General features: G+C 34.5%; 14 protein-coding genes. 6 read left to right on the top strand and 8 right to left on the bottom strand.

Features of this window, described 5'->3' with window-relative positions; genetic code table 11:
* Positions 1–126: 126 nt before the first annotated feature.
* Positions 127–1,467: a DNA recombination protein RmuC gene (locus tag ACQ4M0_RS01540; RefSeq protein WP_438456516.1), complete on the top strand. Its 1,341-nt coding sequence runs from the start codon at positions 127–129 to the stop codon at positions 1,465–1,467.
* A 32-nt stretch (positions 1,468–1,499) separates the two neighbouring features.
* Here ACQ4M0_RS01540 and ACQ4M0_RS01535 read toward each other — a convergent pair whose 3' ends face one another.
* Entirely contained in the window at positions 1,500–2,606 is a 1,107-nt protein-coding gene (locus tag ACQ4M0_RS01535) for a D-alanyl-D-alanine carboxypeptidase family protein (protein WP_012482049.1), read from the bottom strand.
* A gap of 686 nt (positions 2,607–3,292) precedes the next feature.
* On the opposite strand from ACQ4M0_RS01535, the gene radC reads away from it, so the two are divergent.
* The gene (radC, locus tag ACQ4M0_RS01530) at positions 3,293–3,973 is read left to right on the top strand and encodes a RadC family protein (RefSeq protein ID WP_019078756.1); all 681 of its coding nucleotides are present in this window, start codon (positions 3,293–3,295) and stop codon (positions 3,971–3,973) included.
* Positions 3,974–4,086: 113 nt separating this feature from the next.
* Here the strand turns inward: radC and ACQ4M0_RS01525 are convergent, their stop codons facing one another.
* On the bottom strand, positions 4,087–5,043 hold the full coding sequence (locus ACQ4M0_RS01525; protein ID WP_213863789.1) for an IS5 family transposase: 957 nt from the start codon (positions 5,041–5,043) through the stop codon (positions 4,087–4,089).
* A 242-nt stretch (positions 5,044–5,285) separates the two neighbouring features.
* Entirely contained in the window at positions 5,286–6,527 is a 1,242-nt protein-coding gene (locus ACQ4M0_RS01520) for a hypothetical protein (protein ID WP_007302893.1), read from the bottom strand.
* A 155-nt stretch (positions 6,528–6,682) separates the two neighbouring features.
* On the opposite strand from ACQ4M0_RS01520, the gene ACQ4M0_RS01515 reads away from it, so the two are divergent.
* The gene (locus ACQ4M0_RS01515) at positions 6,683–8,764 is read left to right on the top strand and encodes a heme lyase CcmF/NrfE family subunit (RefSeq protein ID WP_418089961.1); all 2,082 of its coding nucleotides are present in this window, start codon (positions 6,683–6,685) and stop codon (positions 8,762–8,764) included.
* Positions 8,765–8,814: 50 nt separating this feature from the next.
* Here ACQ4M0_RS01515 and ACQ4M0_RS01510 read toward each other — a convergent pair whose 3' ends face one another.
* A complete protein-coding gene (locus ACQ4M0_RS01510; RefSeq protein ID WP_438456515.1) occupies positions 8,815–11,142 on the bottom strand; it encodes an ankyrin repeat domain-containing protein in 2,328 nt (775 codons plus the stop codon).
* 113 nt (positions 11,143–11,255) lie between these two features.
* Between ACQ4M0_RS01510 and mutS the strand changes: the two genes are divergently transcribed.
* Positions 11,256–13,757: a DNA mismatch repair protein MutS gene (gene mutS, locus ACQ4M0_RS01505; RefSeq protein ID WP_017531728.1), complete on the top strand. Its 2,502-nt coding sequence runs from the start codon at positions 11,256–11,258 to the stop codon at positions 13,755–13,757.
* A 60-nt stretch (positions 13,758–13,817) separates the two neighbouring features.
* Here mutS and ACQ4M0_RS01500 read toward each other — a convergent pair whose 3' ends face one another.
* The gene (locus ACQ4M0_RS01500) at positions 13,818–15,149 is read right to left on the bottom strand and encodes an ankyrin repeat domain-containing protein (protein ID WP_438456514.1); all 1,332 of its coding nucleotides are present in this window, start codon (positions 15,147–15,149) and stop codon (positions 13,818–13,820) included.
* A 176-nt stretch (positions 15,150–15,325) separates the two neighbouring features.
* On the opposite strand from ACQ4M0_RS01500, the gene aspS reads away from it, so the two are divergent.
* The gene (aspS, locus tag ACQ4M0_RS01495) at positions 15,326–17,128 is read left to right on the top strand and encodes an aspartate--tRNA ligase (RefSeq protein ID WP_438456513.1); all 1,803 of its coding nucleotides are present in this window, start codon (positions 15,326–15,328) and stop codon (positions 17,126–17,128) included.
* A 98-nt stretch (positions 17,129–17,226) separates the two neighbouring features.
* Here the strand turns inward: aspS and ACQ4M0_RS01490 are convergent, their stop codons facing one another.
* Positions 17,227–17,859: a glycoside hydrolase family 25 protein gene (locus ACQ4M0_RS01490; protein WP_007302899.1), complete on the bottom strand. Its 633-nt coding sequence runs from the start codon at positions 17,857–17,859 to the stop codon at positions 17,227–17,229.
* Between the two features lie 177 nt (positions 17,860–18,036).
* On the opposite strand from ACQ4M0_RS01490, the gene ACQ4M0_RS01485 reads away from it, so the two are divergent.
* Positions 18,037–19,299 (top strand): MFS transporter, encoded by a 1,263-nt coding sequence (locus tag ACQ4M0_RS01485; protein ID WP_007302900.1) that lies wholly within the window; start codon positions 18,037–18,039, stop codon positions 19,297–19,299.
* A 7-nt stretch (positions 19,300–19,306) separates the two neighbouring features.
* Here the strand turns inward: ACQ4M0_RS01485 and ACQ4M0_RS01480 are convergent, their stop codons facing one another.
* Together ACQ4M0_RS01480 and ACQ4M0_RS01475 are read right to left on the bottom strand one after the other, a co-directional pair.
* Entirely contained in the window at positions 19,307–20,230 is a 924-nt protein-coding gene (locus tag ACQ4M0_RS01480; protein WP_007302901.1) for an RluA family pseudouridine synthase, read from the bottom strand.
* Between the two features lie 108 nt (positions 20,231–20,338).
* Complete coding sequence (locus ACQ4M0_RS01475; protein WP_438456512.1) at positions 20,339–22,696, bottom strand: ankyrin repeat domain-containing protein; 2,358 nt, start codon at positions 22,694–22,696, stop codon at positions 20,339–20,341.
* Positions 22,697–22,837 lie beyond the last annotated feature (141 nt).

The following is a 22,837-nucleotide window of genomic DNA, read 5'->3' as shown; positions in this document are numbered from 1 at the left end:
GTGTAGGCGATTATTAATTAGTAAACCAAATCCTTCACAAAAGAGTACCTCATTTGATTCTCTTTTTTCTTTTTTATATATAGAAAAATTAGATAGTATTGTGAGTGCGGTTTTTTCTGTATTCTGATGCTTCTCAATTCTATAGTTCTCGGGTTAAATTTTCTTTTTTTACTGTTATTTCTCTTTTTCGTCGTAAAAAAGAATAGAAAGCTAAGTGAGGAGAAAGCAAATCTTGAACTTAAATTAGAGCGTGAGCTTCAAGAGGCAAAGCGAACTTTACTGAATAAGGATGAAGAGATAGTTGGGTTGAAAGTCAAAAAAGCAGAGCTTGAAGTAATTCTACAAAAAGAGCGTGAGGAAAAGAAAAAGGAAATAGAATTACTGACAAAAGCAGAGGAGAGGCTTACAAACACTTTTAAAGCTCTCTCTCTTGATGCTTTGCAGGTAAACAACAATAATTTTCTGAATTTAGCGAAGGAAGTAATCGATAGTAAGCTAAAAGAAACAGAAAGTGATTTCAAAAAAAGGCAAGCAACGATCAACGAAGTTGTCACTCCAATAAAAGAAAAGTTAGAAAAATTCGATAGTGAAATACGTGACCTAGAGAAGGAGAGGGTAGGGGCCTATGAAGGTTTAAGGGAGCAAATTGGAGCATTAATGAGTCAAACTTCTAGCCTTGCTAACGCCCTGAGGAAGCCTCACATTAGGGGAAAATGGGGTGAAATGCAGCTAAAAAGAGTAGTAGAAATGGCGGGAATGATTGAATATTGCGATTTTTTGACTCAAGCTTCAGTAATTGATAAAAATGAGGACAATTTGTTGCGTCCTGATTTGATAATAAAAATGCCATCAGGAAAGCAAATAATAATAGATGCTAAAGTACCACTTGATTCTTACATGGATGCTATGTCGCAAAATGATTTACAGATACAAAAGGAAAAATTGAAGAATCATTCTCTGGCAATAAAAAAACATATAAATGATCTAGGCAGAAAGGAATATTGGAACCAATTTGAAAATACGCCAGAGCTTGTGGTACTTTTTTTAACAGGAGAAGGGGTTTTCAGTGCAGCACTAGAATGTGAACCAGCTTTGATAGAAATTGGAATAGAAAAAAAAGTAATTATTGCAACACCAATCACTTTAATCGCGCTACTTAGGGCAGTAGCCTATGGATGGAAGCAAGAGATGATAGCTGAAAATGCAAAGAAAATAAGTGAACTAGGCCATATTTTATATGAGCGAATCTGCACAATGGGCGAAAATTTTGATAATTTACGCAGAAGCTTAAAAAGTGTTGTTGATCATTACAATAAAACTGCTGGTTCGCTTGAGGCAAGAGTGTTTCCTGCTGCCCGAGAATTCAATAAGCTTGGTATACATGCAAAAAATAAAGAACTCACTGCTGCAAAAGAGTTGGAATCTTTACCACGCAGTTTACATGCTGAGAGGTTGAAAGTAGATTAGTATTTCAGGTCTCCTTAACTTACATTTGCTGATTAAAACAACTTTCTAAAAATTTTTTTTATATAGCTCAATTTCTGCACATCATTTGCTGTATAAACAGGTATAGTTTGTTGCTCAGTACCAGGTATTTCTACAAAAATTTTGCCCACTTCTTGACCTTTTTTAATTGGTGCGGGTACCATATCTTTATACTCAATACGCACTTTAATTTTATCATGTAATCTGCGGTTATAAGTTATGGTAACATCGTTTGCAACTGTAACGGGCACCTTTTTATCTTTTCCATAAACAATATTTATTTCTTCAACTACGCTATCCTTAGCAAATATTTTCTTGGTATTAAAATGATTTAAGGAATATTGTATTAGTCTTTTTGCTTCCTCTATTCGCTCTTTCTCGGTGTCCAAACCATTCACAACAGCAAAAATTCTCCTATCGTTCCGTTTTGCAGATACTATAATTCCATAACCACCAGCACTTGTATGACCTGTCTTTAGACCATCAACTCCAATATCATGGAAAAGTAAAAGATTTTTATTTTTTTGTACAATATCGTTATATGTCAAATATTGTTCAGAGAATAGATCATAGTATTCAGGAAAATCAGTAAAAATCCTTTTTGCCAGTGTTACCAAGTCTTTTGCGCTCATAAAATGGTTTTCATCTGGCCACCCGCTTGAGTTAACAAAATGACTATCATTAAGATTTAAATCTTGTGCAACTTCATTCATTTCAGCAACAAAATTCTCTTCTGATCCTGCGATACCCTCGGCTAGCGCTATGCATGCATCATTACCTGAGGCAATTGTAATTCCTTCAAGTAGTTCTTTTACCGTAACAAATTGACCTTCTTTCAAAAACATAGAAGAGCCTTTCCTTTCCCATGCTTTTCTACTTACTCGAAATTTATCTTCCATTTTTATTATTCCAGCTTTTAGATAGTCAAAAGCTACATATAAAGTCATTAACTTACTCATTGAAGATGGGGCCATTTTTTCCCTGGAATTGTGTTCAAAAATGAACGAGTCTGAAGCTAAATCTAAGACAATTGCTTGCTTTGCTTTGGTTCTAAACTGATATGAGTATGAGTAAAAAGGAAATATAAAAATTAATAGCAAAGTTACTAATTTGCTTAACATATTTATAATTTTAAATTTATAGTGTACTAATTAATAGTATGATTTTGCACGAGCATTTCAATAGATCTCTCGCATAAAACTTCCTTGACAAACTGCGCCAGCCCCCTTATTATGACAATAAGAGTATTTACCCTTGTTTTCGATCCGCGCGGGTTCAACAACAAAAATTCAGTAAAAAACTCAGATATTTATTGGCAAATTACATAAAAATTATAGCGGCTGCATGTCTTTTTTATTTTTTCTACATTCAGCCAAAACGCGCTTATTTTAAGCGTTAGCACATTATTACAGCGCCAATTTACATTATTATAGGGTCAAAACTCGTTACACGGGGATTTTTTTGCCTTTTTTTTCGCTTGGTAAATTTCTTAACATTTACAGCTAAAGCTTCAGGCCAGCACTTGATACTGGAAATTTTTTGAGCACAAAAGTTATGCTAGGTTTTTGTTGGTAAGAAACCAGTGTCAAGCACTGGGATGACATAGAAGGAGCACTGGGATGATATATAGAAGGGACACTGGGATGAGGCTACTTGAATGACAAGAAGGAGGGAGCAGGGGATGACAAGAGAGGGGCTACTTTCATTTGCTGTCTTCAAAAATTTACAATTATGCTTCATGTGTTTTATTAAATATTTTACTTAAAAATTCAATTTCTTATTATAAGAGATAAGCAATTCATGAATAATGAAAGATTACAAAAAAGGTCATAGAAAGCGCCTAAGAGAGAGAATTATTTTAGATAACGGACAATCATTGCTTGATTATGAGATTTTAGAACACATTTTATATTCAGCATATAGTAGAATCGATGTAAAGCCAGTAGCAAAGAGTTTGATAGAAAATTTGGGCAGTTTAAATAAAGTTTTTAATGCCGATTTAGAAGCACTGCAAAATATTGAAGGAGTTAATAATGCAGCCATATCTGCTATCTTTTGTGTGAAACAGGCTTTTGTTCGTTCTGCACGAGAAGAAATAAAGGACCTACCTATAATCAATAACTGGGAAAATTTGCTTGATTATTTAAAAGTAAGTATAGGAAGCCTTAATAAAGAAAATTTTCGCGTCATCTATATGAATAAAAGATATCGTCTAATAGCGGAAGATCTGCAGAACTTTGGTACAGTAGATCAAACTCCTATTTACGTTAGAGAGATCATAAGACGCGCTCTTTTGATTGGCTCAACATCGATTGTAATATCCCACAATCACCCAAGTGGAGATATACAGCCTTCAAGTAGCGATATGTTTCTCACTAGACAGCTTGCAGAAGCTTGCAAAAGCATAGGAATAGAATTAATAGATCATATTATTATCACATTTAGTAGCTATTTTAGTTTCAAGGAAAATAGGCTTTTATTAGAGTAGATCTAAAATTGCTTTTGCCATTTTTCTTATTATGAAAGTAAAGCTATACATGAGGTGGTTGCCAGTGGGCTTTGTTGCACAGCTCTTCGGATAGTGGGTAATGTATAATAAATTCATGAAGCTATATCAAACTTAGCCATGCCTATTTCAGTAAATTTGTTAAGCAAATAACACTTGAGTAGCAGTTCCTTCTCACGATTAATCTCAGATTTATTCCTAAAACTAAATCCAAATATTTGCTTCAGTCGCGAGAAAAAACTTTCTATATAAGATCTCTTCCAATAATTTATCTCTTTTTTCCACCTCTTCATACCATCTTCATCATATGACTTTATGAGCTTGATTGTAGAATTTCTCTCATTCATATAATCCAACTTTGGATGCTCTACTGCATTATTTTGCGGAGGAATCCTTGTCTTTATGTCAAGCTCATCGCACAGTTTGTATAACTTCTTTCGATTATATGCCCTATCTGCATATATCGTGCTTATGTTATACTTGGTATCCACTCTTTCAATAAGATCACAGGCTCCATAGTGGTCGGAATAAACTCCACTACTGTATTTTGCAGCTATAACTTTTTTACTACCTATCTCTAGCATTACATGTAGCTTTCTTGTTTGCTCATAGCGGCGATACTTTCTATCTGTACCATTTGCCTTACTATGGCCTGGAATATTATTGTAGATGCTGATACCTGTACTATCTATAGCAATTTCAATATCTTCCATATCGTTCTTATCAACTCTGCAGTCGTTGATTTTGATATTAAGCTTTTTAAACCTTCTTGAAGCCTGCGAATAGCTGATAATTTGCAAAATTTTCCCTATTTGCTCAAGATATTTCTCTATAAATCCCACTGTTTGCCTAAGACCAATCCTGAATAGATAGGTTATTATGTGAATTAGAATCACTACTTTGTCGCTGTAGACATTGTTGCCACCTGCTACTTTTGGACTATTTTCGTACCAATTTTCAATGGCATCGTTGATATAATGAAAAACATTTCCCCTTTCTTGAAGAAATTTGTTATATTCATTGCAGTTACTGACTTTCATTCTTATTGGCATATTTTTCCTTTGTCGGCTAAATATCTATTTTATAACAAATTCCATCAGTAACTGCCTGTTCTTTCCTTGAGTGGTGCAACAAAGCCTTGCCAGTGGAACAAAAATTTTCCTTCTGGAAGACAATGTGTGATTTAGGTAGTGGCAAATTGAAAGAAATACATGGTATTTGCCACTATTAGAAATCTCCTATTTTGATAAGACTTATGAGGTCTTTATTGGTTTTTTGAATTTTGTTGAAGCACTCACATGCTTACTCTAATATTTTGTTCACAGAGCCTAGTTAGCTCAATTTCAACGTTGATTTGTGAAGCTCTGAGTTCTGTTAGGGGATTTTCTGGTTGAATATCTAGCTTATTCTGTATGTTCGATAAACAAATTAAAGCCGAATCAAAAATTTCATCATACTGCTCTGCTTCATGCACACAATTGATTATTTCCTTAAATTTTTCCACATCTTGCGGCGTATCTTTTAATATTGCTCTTATTTGGTTTAGGTTTTGACGAATTTTTTCCTGATATCCAGCAATTCTCTCTTGATATATATCAATCATTTTTTGACATGAGGTGCCTCTAAATGGGTGTTCTGCTTTTTCCTTTATGTAGGAGCTCTGAAAATTTTTGCAACTAAGGACTGCTTCTCTACATTTTTTTATGTCACTAATTATACTGGTTATTGACTTACTTGCTTTCTCATGTTCTTCTTTTTTGATTATACATTCATCCTTTGTTTGGCTCATTTTATCATACAGATTTCTGCATTCTTTATATGATACCAGCGGTTGTAGTATTCCTTCCTCTACACCTTTATTATAAAAATTCTTCAACTCATCGCTTGATAGTATTCGTATAGCATCTTCCCTTTTACCTTGTGATTTAGGATACTTTTTGTTCAGTGAACTAATATAATTTAATAGGAAACTCTTAGTTAAATCTTCCTTTTTAACTTCTGATAATTTTTCTAGTGTTTCTATATATTTCAAAGTTTCCGCAAAAAGCTGTGCACCAGATGTAGCAAATCCTGGCAGTGGTTTGCTCTGCGCCTTATAAAAATCGGTTTGTAAAAAATCTTCGGCTTGTTTTTTTATTACTGAAAGTTCATTGAAGGCTTTTTCTGGATTGATTTTTTTTAAAATACTAGTAGCTTTTTTAATCGCTCTTTCTCTCTTTTTATTATCTTGTTTTTCGTTTAAGATTAAGCTTTCAGCTTCAGTAAAAGCATTGCCTTGGGCACTTTTGGCAATATTACAAACAACGTTTTTTACAACTTGCTTAGTTGCTACATAATCTATTTCCTTTGTAAAGCAATCAATAAATAGCTGCCAAATTTTTTTGTTAACGGACTTACTTGTCTTATGTTCTAAATCTTCTACATCTTTGAATCCTAAAATAGTATAGAGATTTTTTTCAATTATTGGTTCAGCATGTTGTTTTGCCACTTTACCTTTTATATTGAATAGAAATTCACTAATCTTAGTTGTGCCCATAATATTACCTCACAATATTAATGTTATATAATATAAAGTATAAAAGCTTAATGCTTAATTTTTACTTACTATTAATATAATTGAAGATTAACTTTGTTCCTATATTAAAACTTTAACTCCCAATTTATTATTAGTAATATCATTATATGAATCTTATGCCTGAATTTGGGAATATATTGTTATTGGTAGCCTGTTTGTTATCTTTAACGTATTTGTTTCTACCGTTTAGTTCTTACCGATTCGTCTCCTCTGCCATATTTTTTTGTGTGTCAGCATCAATGGCTATTTTGATCTACTGCCACATTAAAAATGATTTCTCACTTGAAAACGTATATTACCACTCACACACAACAAAACCTTTAATCTATAAGATTTGTGGTGTTTGGGGAAATAAAGAAGGGTCTATGTTGCTTTGGACCTTAGTGCTTGTCATGTATTTATTACTAATGGATATTTATATACCTTCTGTCATCCCAGTGCTTGACTACTTGGATCCAGACAATTTAATTGCAAATGAGTACATCAAATGGCAGTGTAATAAAAACTGGATTCCAGTGTCAGCTACTTGCATGACACCAGAACGAACTAATGGTAGTAAATTAAAAAAAATATCTCTTATCACCCAAGGCTTGATTTGCTTTTGTTTTTTACTGTTCACTTTACTTGAATCCAGCCCCTTCACTAAAATGCCAGGCATTGAAACAGATGGACTGGGTTTTAATCCGATATTGCAGGATATAGGCCTTGCTATTCATCCACCGGTATTATATTTGGGGTACCTTGGATTTAGCATTCCTTTTTCGCTCTCTATAGCTGGATTAATTTTAAATACTGAAGGAAATGTTTGGGCTAAAATTGTCAGGCCTTGGGTACTTATTTCTTGGTCGCTGCTCACTTTGGGCATCAGCTTGGGTAGCTGGTGGGCATATCGTGAACTCGGTTGGGGTGGATTTTGGTTCTGGGATCCAGTGGAAAACGTTTCTTTGATGCCTTGGCTAATTGCAGTGGCGCTGACACATTTGTTGCTCGTTGTACGAAATTTCAATACTTTAAGGAATTTCGCTATTTTACTTACGCTTACAACTTTTATATTGAGTGTGACTGGAACATTTCTAGTCCGCTCAGGAATACTTACCTCAGTGCACACGTTTGCAGATGACCCAAGATATGGACTGTATATATTAGCTCTACTTGGTGTAATTACAGTCAGTAGCTTAGTAATATTTGTAGTGTTTACGAGAAAGAATCACACATCTTTCCAGTATTCGATATTGGAATCTGAAAAGAAATCTGCTACTCAAGTGACAGAAGGTAGAAGATTCTTTTCACGCCTTACGATGATGCTGATGAACAATTTATTATTCATCACTGCCTTTTTCATCGTGTTCGTTGGCACTTTATACCCTACAGTGCTTGAGTATTTAACCGGTGAATTAATTTCAGTTGGAGCACCATATTACAATTCTTTATTTAACTCTATTGCACTAGCTATTCTAGTACTCACCATGATAGGGCAATACTGCAGTTGGCAGGGAAATAGTCTATTGCCAATATTCCGTGAATATAGATTTTCATTTTGTAGTGCTGCAGCTATTTTGCCGTTTATCTTTCACATGGAGCTAATGATTGTGCTATCAATTACCATCTCCATAGCATTATTAATCTTTGTTTTAGAAGCATATAGTAAAAGAATTTGTTTATTTAAGGTAGCATTTGGTGAATCAATTTTATTAGCAAGAAGAGTTTCTAAGTCCTACTATGGAATGATGCTTGCTCATGCTGGAGTGGCAATTCTAGTGCTTGGTATATCTTATTCCGTTGGTTGGCAGGAGAAAAAAGAAAACTACTTGGGAATAGGAGACAGCATAACAGTCAATAAATTTAAAGTTACTTTACGAAATATTGAGCTAATAAAAGAAAAAAATTTCCATGCAGTGAGGGGTACAATGGATATCAGGAATTTGCTGAATAATAAGATATTAGGTGAAGTAACTCCTGAATATAGATTTTACCTTGCGGAAGGTCAGAAAAATGTTGAAAGCAGTATCTACCACAATTTATTTTCTGATATTTATGTTGTAATTGGAGAGATTGATAAGAGTAAGAGCAAAATCGCAGCTAAAGTGCACTATAAACCTGGAATGTCTATAATCTGGCTAGGATCCTTTCTTATCGCTTTTGGCTCGCTCCTTGCTGCTTTGCCTTCTACCAAAAAAGTAGTTCCTTCAGTATCATAAAGTTTGCATTTTTTGGCAATTTAAACTTAAGCTAAGCAACACTAACCTCGCTAGCGAATTTTCTCTGTGTTCTGTTGTACAATAGGAAATAAAGATATATTTTCTAATGAAGAACTTACATGATATATGGAATCTACTTCCTCAGGCCTTTTAAAATATCCCTGCTTAATAGCGTCGTAGACAGAAGAACCACCAAGCAAGCAGTTCTCACCTAACTCTTCTTTATAATTTTTAAACTTTTCCAATATTTCCTCCTTGTTACTCACTTCTACTATAATTTTTCCTTCATCTTGCACATCAGAATACAATCTAGCATCTACTTTTCCCAAATCAGTATGAAAAGTCAGTACTATATTACCTATAAGGTCAGTATAATTTCTTACCCCACCTTCCGTTAAAATTTCTATCTCGCTTTCACCGATTGCTATCACGTCTCTTCGAAATTCTGTGCTTTCATCTGTTCCATTTATGATTTTTGCAACCTCGACTATACTATTCTTTGAGTATTTCAAGCAGAAAGTGAAGTTGTCCATTTTTGCCTCTTTTACCTTACCAGTAGTTGCGTTTTTTTCAGCTTCCAAAAACCTTAGAGAATAATGTATATAGCTTTTACGTGCTTCTTTCAGATTAGCTTTGTGGTCTTTAAACTTCTCTAGTTTATCAATTACAATTATACTACTTAGAGTTTCAAGTACTGCACCTCTTTTTACCAAATTACATACTATGCGACTAGCAACTTCTATGTCCCTTTCAACTTGAAAAATCTTTAATTCACTAATTCTTCTTATTACATAATCTGTAAAATTATACTTATTCTCATAAGTATTTTCATATATATTTCCCTCACAAGTAAGATTGAACCTTACCCTAGATTTTATAGCTTCATTTACAACCTGTTCTAGCTGATTTATGTCTTGAACTTCATCTAATTTACAAAAATATTTATCTGGATCTTGCTCATCTAGTAGAAAATCATTCCCCCATAGATTTACACTTTTGCGCAAATACTTTTTTCCATTATAGTCAGCTTGTGTTTTTTTACGAAAAGTTCCATAAATAACATCATCAGTTAAAAAGCACTCTTTAATATTAAGGTGGGGGTTATTAACTGCAAATTCTATTGGGGTTTTACCTTTTTTATCCTTTATATCAAGATTAGCTCCTTTCCTTAGAAGCAATTTGATAATTGTATCACAATGACCAGAACGAGTAGCATAATGCAAAGGCGTCCTTCCTGTGTCGTCCTTTTCATTAGGATCAGCACCTGAATTCAACAGTAAATCTATGCATTCTTCTGAATTGCTACATTCCATACTTGATAGAATATGCAGTATTGTCAGTTTAGATTCTCCTCTTTTAAGGTTGAGAATGGTTTTTAGATCTTGATTACTTTTATGATCTAGTAAAAATTTTTTAATTTTTTCAACATCGTTCTTATAATCCTTATAAGTAACATGTGGAAAGTCTTTAAAAGTACTTAAGAATTTTTTATTCAATTCCTTCTGACTCTCTGTTAAGTTGGACATGTCAACAAGCCACGTAGATATCAGCTTGCCAAATGCACTTCTTTCGACAACATCCGTTAAGGAGCAGTCATTGCGAAGTAGCAACGAGTATTTAATCAATTCATATTCATCATCTTCTTGTTGCTGTGTTTCTTCTGCTTTCTTAGAGTGCTTAAAATCATTTTTTATTAATTCAATCAAAAGCTTTAATGTGTTAAAACTTTTATGTCCCAATAAAGGATCTGCTTTGTTTTCAAGTAGAATTCTTGCTATTTCTGAATAGCCATTTCTAATAGCCCAGCATAACGTAGTACGCCCGTATTCATCCGCTACGTCAACATTAGCCCTTTTCTCTAATAGGAGTTCTACTATTTCTTCATGTCCATTGATAGTAGCACAATGCAAAGGAGTACACCCATTTTGATTTACTGCATCAACATTAGCCCCCTTGTCTAATATGAGTTCTACTATCTCTTTATTTTCATTGTGAGCAGCACAATGCAAAGGAGTAAACCCATTTTGATCTGCTACATTAACATTAACCCCGTTTGCTATGAGAATCTCTACCACTCCTATACTGCTACTTGCAGCAGCAAAGTGTAAAGTATTCCATCCATCTTGATCTGCTGTATTAACATTACCCCCTTTTTTTATTAAAAGCTCTGCTATCTTTACAAGATCATTTCTAGCAGCTATATGTAACAATGTACTTTGATCATCGAATGTATAATTTATGTTAAATCCATTATCTTGCCACTTTTTATACGTGTCTGGATCTTCTTTTTCCAATTCCTCTTTTACCCTTTCGATTATATTGTTCTCATTTAAGTCACTTATTGTCCTTAATATTTTTAACAACCGTTCATATTCCATAATTCTACCTCAAACTATTTGTTTTTGTACTATAGCTAAAAAAAATTATTGATCCATAATAAAATAACCAACACCAGAGTAAGCGGTTTGCTGCTAACATATTTAAAAATGTTATGAACTTAATAAGAGAAAAAAATACCCCTGTAATGGAGCAATATTTGAACCTGAAAGCTCAATACAAGGATCATCTGCTATTTTATAGGCTAGGAGATTTTTATGAGTTGTTTTTCGATGATGCTATTAAAGCTGCGAAATTGCTGAATATAGTGCTAACCAAGAGGGGCAATTCAAATGGGCAAGAAATACCAATGTGTGGAGTGCCAGCACACAGTAGTGAGTCTTACCTGCACAAGCTAATAGATTTAGGATTCAAAGTAGCAATCTGTGACCAATTAGAAACTGCTGATGAAGCAAAAAAGAGGGGCTATAAATCCATAGTAAAACGTGATGTAGTGCGAGTTGTAACTCCAGGTACAATTATAGAAGATTCACTACTGGAGGATAAAAGCAATAATTATCTCGCATCCATAGTTGAACAAAATGATGAATATGCTATTAGTTGGCTTGAATTATCGACGGGAAAATTTTTTCACACTTTAACAAGTTTGAAGGCTCTAGATAGTGATTTATTGCGTATATCACCAAGAGAATTATTAATTTCTGAAAAATTCATTGAGGACGAAAAAATTAGATCGATTTTAAAAAATTATAAAATATCAATTACACAACACGCACAGAGTTTTTTTGAGTATAGTAAATCTCACAGAACGTTATGCGAGTTTTATAAAATCAGGGAACTTGGGAGTATAGGAAATTTCAGCAAAGTAGAAATCATGGCGTGTGGTGCACTGCTTGAATATGTCAGAGTAACACAAAGGGGCTCCATTCCAAGGCTTGAATTCCCAAAAACCTATAAGCAACAAAATTTCATGCTTATTGATGCTTCAGCAAGGAGAAACCTTGAGTTGTTTTCAACTCAATTTGGTGAAAAGAAAGGTTCACTAATTTCAGTTATTGATCACACAGTAACAGCCTCTGGTGGACGCCTGCTCAAACAAATGCTCGCTTCACCCCTTGCTTGCTCTAAGGCAATTAATTTGAGGCTCAGCACCGCTCAATTTTTTGTAAATAATCATGAGCCACGCAGAAAAATACGAGAGATATTATCTAACATTCCAGATATTGAGAGGTCTTTATCGCGCCTAATACTAGGGCGTGGTTCACCAAAGGATATGAACCTATTAAAAATAGGCCTAGGAAAAACTTTAGAGTTGTCTGAGTTTCTGTCTACCTTGCATAATTATTGTTTAAGTGAAAAATCAGAAATTAACTCTCAGATGTCATTCCAGTGCTTGACCAGAGAAAAGGAACCAGTTCAGGTGATAAGTAGTGACGAGAGTGAACTAAGCACAATACATAAAAGTCTTGGTAATCATAAAGATCTATTCGAGCTTCTAAACAGCGCTATACTTGATAACAACCTCAGTTCCGTAAAAGAAGGAGGATTTATCAATCCAAAATACAACTCAGAATTATCTGAGTTATCTTATATATTGAACAACAGTAACAAGTTGGTAACTAAGCTCCGTGAATCTTATCGCGACCTAACTGGCATTGCTGCACTCAAAATATTACACAACAATATACTTGGTTATTACGTTGAAGTGTCGGCAAATCACAAAATAACTTCGGATATATTTATTCATAGACAAAGCTTAGCAAATAGCATGCGCTACACTACTAATGAATTGAAAGAACTAGAAAATAAAATTCTTACGGCACGTGATGCTGCAATCGGCTTAGAAATGAAAATTTTTAGTGAACTGTGTAGTGAAGTCGCTAAAGAATCTGAAAAAATTGCTCTTGCTGCAAATGCTTTGGCAAAACTTGATATTAGAACCGCATTTGCAGAGCTTGCAGTGCAAAATAATTACGTAAAACCCATTATTGATGACAGCAAAGAGTTCAATATCTGTAGCGGAAGACACCCAGTGGTTGAAGTTAACGATAAATTCATTGCAAATAGCATCAATTTAGCTGGTATACATCTAATTACTGGTCCTAATATGGCTGGAAAAAGCACTTTCTTGAGGCAAAACGCTCTCATTGCAGTTTTAGCTCACATGGGGTCATTTGTGCCAGCAGAGAGTGCGCATGTAGGAGTGATTGACAAGATATTCAGCAGGGTTGGCGCAACGGATAATATAACAGCTGGTTATTCTACCTTCATGGTAGAGATGATCGAAACAGCAACGATAGTAAATCAGGCAACGGACCGTTCCTTGGTGATACTTGATGAAATTGGTAGGGGCACAGGGGTGTATGATGGATTATCTATTGCACAGGCGGTGATTGAACATATTCACAATGTAAATAAGTGCCGCGCCATTTTTGCAACTCATTATCATGAATTGACTAAAGTAGGTGAATACTTAGAAAATGTGAAATGTTTTTGTATGAAAATAAAAGAATGGAAAGGAGAAGTCATCTTTTTACATGAAGTAATTGAAGGCATTGCAGATGAGTCATATGGAATACATGTAGCAAAACTTGCTGGTTTTCCTGATTCTGTTTTAAACAGAGCAAGAGAAGTATTTGAGGAGCTAAAGGCTTGAGGAAAGTAACATTATATTACTCCACAATTATGGATTTTAGCAATCTATGGCGCTTTAATTTTAGTCAGCTTTCTGAGTAACTGAATTAACGTAGCATTGATCGATTGCCACATTAGTCAAGATTCCAATTCCACCACCTACAACTGCACCTACAGCTCCTAATGCTAGTTGAGTACCAATTCCAGCAGAAGACCCAATGATTAATGGAGCAAGAAAATATAATGCTAAAGCGCAAGTTATTGCAGCTACACTTATAACAGCCAGCTTTCTCGGACAAAAATTTTCTGGTGCCTCAGCACTAGATATAAATGATGATTTTACTAGATTTTTTCTACTTTCATGATCTAAAAAGCCACTCACTGTTCTCATTATAGGACAGGTAGAGCCGTCACCAGTCAAGTCAATTCTATCTTCCACTATATCATGAAGCTCTTTAACTTGAGCTTTATATTCATCCCAATAGTTTGATAACTCTTGTTGGTCATTGAGAAGATCTGGTTTATTTGAAGTTGTTAACCAGTGTGAGTCATGTTCCAAAATATATCGAATTGTAGCTTTCCCTATATCTATATGCCCTTCAGTAATTGCATACTTTAAAACACCTTCTGCTTTTTTCCTTCCAACATTAAGATCAGCACCAGCTTTTATCAATAATTCTACTATCTTTGGAGAATTATGAAATATAGCAATATCTAAAGGGACCATCTCATTACAATCTTTGATATTTAAGTTTGCTTTGTGTTCTATTAAATAACTTATAAATTTTAAGGTTTTATCAGATTTTTGATCGTCTATGTCTTTATGTCTGTAATATATTCTAATTGCAAAATTCAACGCAGTTTGACCCTTTAACGCACTACCACCAATAATTAAGTTCTGATAGCTTTTTACCTCTTGATTTATTAAGTTAACATCCGCACCGTTTTCTATTAAAGCCTTAGCTCCTTCGAAATTGCCTTGTGCAGTTTGCAGATGAAGTAAGTAACGACCAAGATGATCAGTTGCATTAGGATTTGCACCTTGTTCAATCAAATACCTTGCAATTTTATCATTAAATTTGTGATCATAAGTTGCAGATTCTAGTGGCTCAGGATTTTGCGATAACTCATCTTTAGCTATTAAGCTGTTAATCTGACAGATTGATTTTACTGACTCTAAATCTCTTCTTTTAACTGCCTTTGTGACTGCAGCGCTAAAGCTTATACCCTTTTCTATTAGATATTCGGCCATTTTGTTATTAGTAGAACACTTTAATAAATTTGTACCGCTTTGGGAATTAACCTCAGTGACAACATCTCGAATAATGGAACTATTTTCCTCAAAAATTGACTTTACTTTTTCTAAATCATTTTTGGTGACAGTATCAACAAGATCTTTTATTACAGCATTCACCCTCTCTTTTTTAGCTAAAATTTCTTTTAATTCTTCAGGGTTTATAAATACACCTCAACACACATAATAAAAAAGTATATCTAAATCAGAATTGCTTGTAAAGGATCTTTAGATATTATCTTGCCCAAAGGTTAATTTATTTTATAATCTTTTTGTATTCTAGAAATTTCAATTAAATGAACTGTTATAAAACTCACGAGTGTAATGAATTAAGGAAGAATGATGTAGAAAAGGAAGTTACTCTCTCTGGGTGGCTGTACCGTAAACGTGACCATGGTAACCTAATCTTTGTTGATTTAAGAGATTTTCATGGGATTACTCAGTTGGTATTCAATAACGATAAAGATTTTTTTGATGAAATTTCGAATTTAAAATCAGAAAGTGTGATTACTGTCACAGGAATAGTCAAAGCTAGAACTGAAGATACGGTAAATAGCTCTATTTCCACAGGAGAAATTGAAGTTATAGTTAGTAATTTACAAGTTGAATCTGAAGTTGAGTTCCACTGTGATGAAGAAATAGCAAAAGAAGAAAGGAGTATATTAGCAAGTATCGCCGGTGAGCAAGAATACCCAGAAAACATGAGATTTAAATATCGTTTTCTTGATTTAAGACGTGAAAAGGTTCGTAATAACATTATTCTACGTTCACAGATCATTTCAGAGCTCAGGAGGCTCATGATAGAGCAAGGATTCTTAGATATTCAAACTCCCATACTTACTGCCTCTTCTCCTGAAGGAGCACGTGATTATTTAGTGCCAAGCAGACTAAATCCTGGTAAATTCTATGCATTACCACAAGCTCCACAGATTTTTAAGCAGTTGCTTATGGTTTCAGGGTTTGATAAATATTTTCAAATTGCACCTTGTTTTCGTGATGAGGACGCAAGGGCTGACCGTTCTCCTGGGGAGTTTTATCAGCTAGATCTTGAAATGTCTTTTGTAACTCAAGAAGATATATTTCAGGTTATTGAATCTACCTTATATAAAGTGTTTGCCAAATTTTCTCGCAAATCAGTTGATAAAGATTTTCCACGTATTACATACAAAGAAGCAATGCTCAAATATGGATCTGATAAGCCAGATCTGCGTAATCCATTATTAATCAGCGATGTTACAGAGATTTTCCGTGATTCAGAGTTCAATATTTTCAAAAGCAATATCGAGCGAGGTATGGTAGTCAGAGCCATCCCTGCTCCTAAAACAGCAGAGGAACCACGCAGTTTTTTTGATAAAAAAATAGAACATGCGCAAAAAGAATTCGGTGCTAAAGGTCTTGGATATATAACGTTTGATAAAGATGGCATCGCAAAAGGGCCAATTGCTAAATTCCTCGATGACAATAGGCTAAATTCCATAAAAGAAATAACGAATGTAAAGCCCGGAGATAGTGTATTTTTTGCTTCTGATAAGGAAAATGAAGCAGCAACAATTGCAGGGAAAGTGCGCACTCTTTTAGGTTCAGAATTGGGATTAATAGATGACGATATCTTCAAATTCTGTTGGATTATTGATTTTCCATATTTTGTATATGACGATAAGAGCAAAAAAATAGATTTCTTTCACAACCCATTCTCTATGCCACATGGTGGCTTGAAAGATTTAGAAGAAAAAGATCCGCTGGATATCCTTGCTTACCAATATGATCTTGTTTGCAATGGAATAGAGCTGTCAAGTGGAGCAATTCGTAATAACAAACTGAATATTATGTACAGAGCTTTTGCCATTGCAGGCTACAGTAAAGAGAAAGTTGATACAAAATTTGGCGCGCTTGTGCGTGCATTCAGGTTTGGAGCGCCACCTCATGGTGGAATAGCGCCAGGGGTTGATAGAATGGTTATGCTACTTGCAGATGAGCCGAATATTCGTGAAGTAATCTGTTTTCCTATGAATCAGCAAGGAGAAGATGTTCTAATGGGCGCTCCTTCTAAAGTAGATGATAAGCATTTACGTGAGTTGTCTTTAAAGGTTGTTGAATAAAGTTGTATATAACTTGAGTTTAGGTGGGGAAAAAACAAGAATATTGAATTCTGTTAAAGTAGTGCTAGGCCCTAGCACTACTTTATAGTTTTAGGATATCAAAAAGTTTGGTCTAGCGGGACTTGGCCCTCTATTCCGTTTACTTCTCCTTGAGAGGTGTAATTCCAATAAGTATAGTTTTTACCCGCATCCTTCCAATCTTTAGGTAACTCAGGCTCCGATCTTCCTCTCCAATCAGCAACCCATAATGGGTAGTGAGAAAAATTATGTTCTTCTTGTGTATAGTAATCATTCCACGTTTTTGGTGAAGCATATACAATTGGACTGTATCCTTTTTCATTCAATTGAGTCAATAAAGAATGAAGTTTTTCGGCTCTCTGTGTGTTAGTGTGTTTTGTAGGATCATCACATTTTGTTGTTCTTCCTTCGCAAATACCAGTTGTAGCACTAACAGCTAACTTATTTGTACCTGGCTCAAAATTAGCTTTTTTAAGTTCGTTAACTATGTTATTCAACTGACCTTCAGGTGTTGAGGTCATCCTAAATACGTGATATGCCCCAGCTTGCACATTATTATCTTTCATACTTTGAAAATTTTGTCCAAATTTAGTGTCTTGAAAAGTTTCTCCCTCAGTTGCTTTGGCAAATGCAAACCTTACCTCATCCTTTGCAACTTTCAACCAATCAATCTCTCCATTCCAATGAGATACGTCTATACCTTTTTCACTCATACTAACCTCATAATTACAATAAATGTTGAATATAGAATATAATAGTGAAAATTTAATGAATATCTTGTGAGCATATTGTAAACAATTTTATACTAAAACAGTTACAAAGTTCTAAACTACAATCTATAGACAAAAATACTTGTTATTAGTAAGTTAAATTATAGTGAGTTAAAAATTATGAGCGATATTCAAAAAGCAATACTATCAAGTATAATCTGCAATATGATTATATGGTATGAAATAACTCTGTTTGGAGTTTTGACGCATATAATAAGTGACGTTTTTTTTTCATCAGAAAGCGACTACATAAAAAAAATCAAATTCCTTGGTAGTTTTGCAATTGGCTTTGGATTTAGACCACTTGGTGCGTTTATTTTTGGTTACATTGGAGATAAGTATGGCAGGAGGAAAATTTTACTGACTTCCGTAATATTAGCTTCGATATCGTCTACTGCAATTGCGGTTATACCTAGCTTTAGAGAAATAGGAATATTTTCTCCTATACTGCTTCTGTTTTGTAGGATAGTACAAGGAATGGCAGCAGGTGGAGAAACAAGTGTTAACTCTGCTTTTTTAATAGAGCATTCAAGCGATAAAAAAAATCTAGGATTCTTAGGGAGCATGAAAGCGTTTAGTGGTGCTCTCGGTTCTATCACATGCTTTGTAATGATAGCTATTTGCAAAAAGTTTACAGGTGAAAATTATGAAATTTGGGGCTGGAGGTTGCCCTTCTATTTCTGCTTCATTATGGGCATAATAGGCTTTTTAACAAGATATATAATGGAAGAGAGCTTAGCATATAAAATTCATGATCAAAATAGAAGCTTATCTGATTCTCCATTTTTAGAATTAATCAAAACCTACAAAAAAGCATTTATATTAGCAATTGGGCTTGGTATCGCTCAAAATGCAATCGTTTATTCGGTAATAATGTTTTATAACATATCTGTAAAAGCGCTTACTCTGTCAGGTATTGATATTAAAAATGTAGTAAGGATTATAGTTGAAATTACATTTGGAACGTCCGCAGTGCTATTTGCAATACTGTCTGATAAAGTTGGAAGAAAAAATGTAATGATTCCTACATTAGTAGCTCTAGCTTGCGCCGGTTTGCCGGTACTTTCGCTATTATCAAATGATAACCACTATATTGTCACGCTCTCTTTTCTGTTGATAAGTGTGCCGATAGGTGCATCTTTTGGAATATATAATTCTCTTGCCTGCGAGTTATTTCCAACAAAAGTTAGGTGCACCGGCTTTAGCCTCGCACATAACATATCTGCAGGTATTTTTGGCGGCCTTTCTCCATCGATATGCATGTGGCTTATAGAAAAAACCGAAACAAAACTTGCCGCAGGGATTTACCTTACTGTTTGTGCATTGATTAGCCTAATATCTGTACTTCAAATTAAAGCCAAAGACAAAAAAATTGATTGGTGAAATCGCTTTAGTCAAAAGATAGCGCTTCAATAGATTTTTCGATATGTTTAGGGACAGGAGCAGTAATAGTGACTTCTTTATTATTTGGCAATTTTAAAGACAAAGAATATGAATGTAGGTGAATCTGATTTGCTACTCCATCAATAAAAGCTTTTTTACCGCCATATTTACCGTCACCAAGAATAGGACAATTTATATGAGCTAAATGTGCACGTAATTGATGAGTTCTGCCAGTAATTGGTTGTAATTTTAAATAAGCAACATTATGTTTTAACCTTGCTATAATTAAAAAATGCGTAGTGGCATTTTGAGGTGAATCTTCATCAACGACTACTTTTTCTTGCCCTGAAATATATTTTTTCACCAACGGATAGTCTATTGTTCCATTATCTTTGCTCGGTATACCAAAAGTTAATGCTAGGTAAGTTTTTTTTATCCTCCGTCCTTTAAATTCTTCCATAAGGTATTTGGCAACGCTGGCATTGCGTGCGAATATTATTACTCCGCTTGTATCCCTATCCAGCCTGTGAACAATTTTAAATATTTCTCTCTCTCTTATTTGGTCAAGTAAATCACTAATGCTAATTTTTACCTTTATGCCGCCTTGAACAATGACCCCTGCGGGTTTGTTTATAGCTAGTATATATTCGTCTTCATATAATATGTTCTCTCTTAGTAGATTCACTAACTTTTCATTATATTTGCAGTCAGAATTAGTGTTCTCAATATAGTCTAAGTATCTTATCATTATAGTTTGCCCAGAGCTTACCCTATCGCTGGATTTTGCCGTGCAATTATCAACCTTGATTAATCCTTTCCTTAAAGACTTCTCAATTGCAGATTGTTTCAAATTGGGAAAAATTCTTCTAATGTACCTATCGAGCCTAACATTATTGTCTTCTACTAATATGGTTTTGATACCTTCTGACATCTTACTTATAAAAATTTTATTGTGTAAACTAAAATCTAACATACCTAATGTACTTCTCAGTTTCAGCTACTTGCATCGAGTGCTACGTGCTGGAATTTAGAGGATTATTTAACTATTTATAACGGCTTCATATTTTCCTACAGCTGAGTAAAGTGGTAACAATGATAGTTTCTCGATCATAGAGAGGTGAGTATTAGGCTCTTTAGTACTAGGGCCTTGACACGCTTCAGTGTTAGGCCCTAACTTCATACACTCAATGCCGTTAGCTAAAGATGTTACTCTTCTTACATTAACATTTTTAGTGCGATATGACCACCTGCAAGGACTATGTAATATTTGTTCTTTTACTCCATCCATTTCAGCTGAACACGCTTTAGTGTTAGTCTCTAACTGCACACATTTAATGTGGTCAGTTATAAATGCTACTCCTTTTTCATTAAGTTTAGCGTTATACTGTAATTGTTCAATTTGATTAGCTTGATCTCTTATCATACGTTCAAAGCTGATAGATAGATTATGTGATTCTATTTCTCTCAACATATGTGATTCTATGTGTTGCACTGTCATTAATTTTTTGTTTCTGAGTATACTTGATTCTAAGTTAAGCCGCGTAAGTATATCTAGTGCTCTTTGTTCTGCTTCCACTAGAAGATTACTTATGCCTTGATGTTCAGCTAAATCTCTTACAGTTTCACCACAGTGATCAGGCAATAAAGTACTTGCGCCATAACATAGTAAAGTCATTACTACTATCCAGTGTCTATGTTCGAAAGCATAAGCTAAAGGAGATTGCCCTGAGCTATTCTGTGCATTAACATTTGCTCCATATAAAATTAAGGTCCTTACTACTTCCGCATGGCCACCTTTGGCAGCTTTATGTAAAGCAGTTGATTCTAAATCGTCACGTGCATTAGCATTTATTCCAGATTCTAATAGAGCATGTACCATTAGTGTATCACCATGTCCGGCAGCACAACGTAAAAACTCAGCTACCATCAATTTCATCACATCCTTCCATATTCCAAGTTGTGTTATAGTAGTTACTGCTTCTAGATAATTATATGGACAAATAGAAAGTAATATTTTCTGTGGATCATTTGTCTCAATACTTGCTCCATGGGCTATTAGATAATTCATTACTTTTCTATTGCCTTTTGCGGCAGCACAATTAAAAGGAGTCCATCCCCATGCATCCTTATGGTTAACATTTGCTTCATAGTTTATTAAGAGCTCTACTGCTTCCACATTATCATTCGTAGCAGCAATATGTAAGGGAGATCGCCCAATTAACTTATCCTCTATATCAACACTTGCTCTATATCGTGATGTGGCCTGTAATAGGATCTCTAATATTAATGTATTATTCTTTGCAGCAGCCCAATATAAAGGACTCCATCCAAATACATCTACTACCTCAATATTTTCAACAATATTCTTATCATTTTTTATTATACAATTCACCATTGCTTCATCAACATTTGCAACAGCAATATGTAAAGGAGTAAGTTTAAGCGCTCCATTCTTCTTAACATCTGCTCCATTCTCCATTAAGTACTTTGCTACTTCTTCATGGCCATTATCGGCAGCCTTATATAAAGCAGTCAATCTCGCTAGATCCTCTGCATTAACATCTGCATTATTTTTTACTAAGATTTTTGTTATTTCTATATCGCCATTTACAGCTGGCTGATATAAAGTAGTTCGTTGAGATGAATCCAAATGATTAACATTTGCCCCTTTTTCTATTAGCTTGCGTGCTACTTCTGTGTTCCTATCTTCAACAGCCCAATGTAAAGCAGTCCATTCGGAAAACGGACTTGGTGCATTAATATCGATTCCTTTTACTTTAAGCATAGCATTTATTAAATTGTTCAGCTTAAAATCAATAGCTAAATACAATAACGTGTATGAAAAGCGTTCATGCAAACAATCTACTTTAAACCAATGATTTACATCAAACTTATTTTTCTCCCACTCTCTATACACATTTTTACTTGCTCTCTTTAGTGCCTTTAGTGTCTCTAATATCTTTCCTACATCTAGCATCACTGGTACCTTTTCTGAGATCTTTCGTGCATTTAGCACATCCTCTAGCGCCACTGCTTTTGATTCTTCTGATGTCTCTTGTACACCTAACCTTTTTAGCATTCTTTTTACCATCTGTTGAGCATTTGATACCCTTGACTCCTTTAGTATCTTTTTTGCTTCTTCTTTTGTCTGCGGTACATTTACCACCTTTAGTCTCTTTTTTAATGGCTCTTGTGTCTCTTGTACTCTTGGAATCTTGCTTGGTACTTCTAATCCATGCGATATCTCTTCTAACATTCTTAATATTTCTGCTTGCCCTAGTATCTTTACTTCCTTTAATAGCTCTTTTATTCTTTCAATTACATTGTCTTCACTTAAATTTACCTCTTGATCAATTACACCTAATATTATGTTCCACTGTTCGTATGTCATTACCATGGCTTTACCTCATACTATAGAGTATTTTTTGATGCTATATATTATGGTAGAATAGTCAACGCATTTTCCATAGCGTAACTTGAGAGTCTAAAAGGACTGTTATTAACTTACAGAAAACCAAGCTTGCCTGAAATCACTTAA

Origin of the sequence: Wolbachia endosymbiont of Kerria lacca (genome assembly GCF_051602725.1) — a bacterium.
Lineage (GTDB): Bacteria > Pseudomonadota > Alphaproteobacteria > Rickettsiales > Anaplasmataceae > Wolbachia.
Note: the sequence above shows the minus strand (reverse complement) of the source record. Positions and strands in the feature narration are given on the sequence as shown.

Excerpts from the sequence above, each read along its gene's own strand:
- ACQ4M0_RS01540 (WP_438456516.1), top strand. The coding sequence starts at position 127 with ATGCTTCTCAATTCTATAGTTCTCGGGTTAAATTTTCTTTTTTTACTG.
- ACQ4M0_RS01535 (WP_012482049.1), bottom strand. The coding sequence starts at position 2,606 with ATGTTAAGCAAATTAGTAACTTTGCTATTAATTTTTATATTTCCTTTT.
- radC (WP_019078756.1), top strand. The coding sequence starts at position 3,293 with ATGAAAGATTACAAAAAAGGTCATAGAAAGCGCCTAAGAGAGAGAATT.
- ACQ4M0_RS01525 (WP_213863789.1), bottom strand. The coding sequence starts at position 5,043 with ATGCCAATAAGAATGAAAGTCAGTAACTGCAATGAATATAACAAATTT.
- ACQ4M0_RS01520 (WP_007302893.1), bottom strand. The coding sequence starts at position 6,527 with ATGGGCACAACTAAGATTAGTGAATTTCTATTCAATATAAAAGGTAAA.
- ACQ4M0_RS01515 (WP_418089961.1), top strand. The coding sequence starts at position 6,683 with ATGCCTGAATTTGGGAATATATTGTTATTGGTAGCCTGTTTGTTATCT.
- ACQ4M0_RS01510 (WP_438456515.1), bottom strand. The coding sequence starts at position 11,142 with ATGGAATATGAACGGTTGTTAAAAATATTAAGGACAATAAGTGACTTA.
- mutS (WP_017531728.1), top strand. The coding sequence starts at position 11,256 with ATGAACTTAATAAGAGAAAAAAATACCCCTGTAATGGAGCAATATTTG.
- aspS (WP_438456513.1), top strand. The coding sequence starts at position 15,326 with ATGAACTGTTATAAAACTCACGAGTGTAATGAATTAAGGAAGAATGAT.
- ACQ4M0_RS01490 (WP_007302899.1), bottom strand. The coding sequence starts at position 17,859 with ATGAGTGAAAAAGGTATAGACGTATCTCATTGGAATGGAGAGATTGAT.
- ACQ4M0_RS01485 (WP_007302900.1), top strand. The coding sequence starts at position 18,037 with ATGAGCGATATTCAAAAAGCAATACTATCAAGTATAATCTGCAATATG.
- ACQ4M0_RS01480 (WP_007302901.1), bottom strand. The coding sequence starts at position 20,230 with ATGTCAGAAGGTATCAAAACCATATTAGTAGAAGACAATAATGTTAGG.
- ACQ4M0_RS01475 (WP_438456512.1), bottom strand. The coding sequence starts at position 22,696 with ATGGTAATGACATACGAACAGTGGAACATAATATTAGGTGTAATTGAT.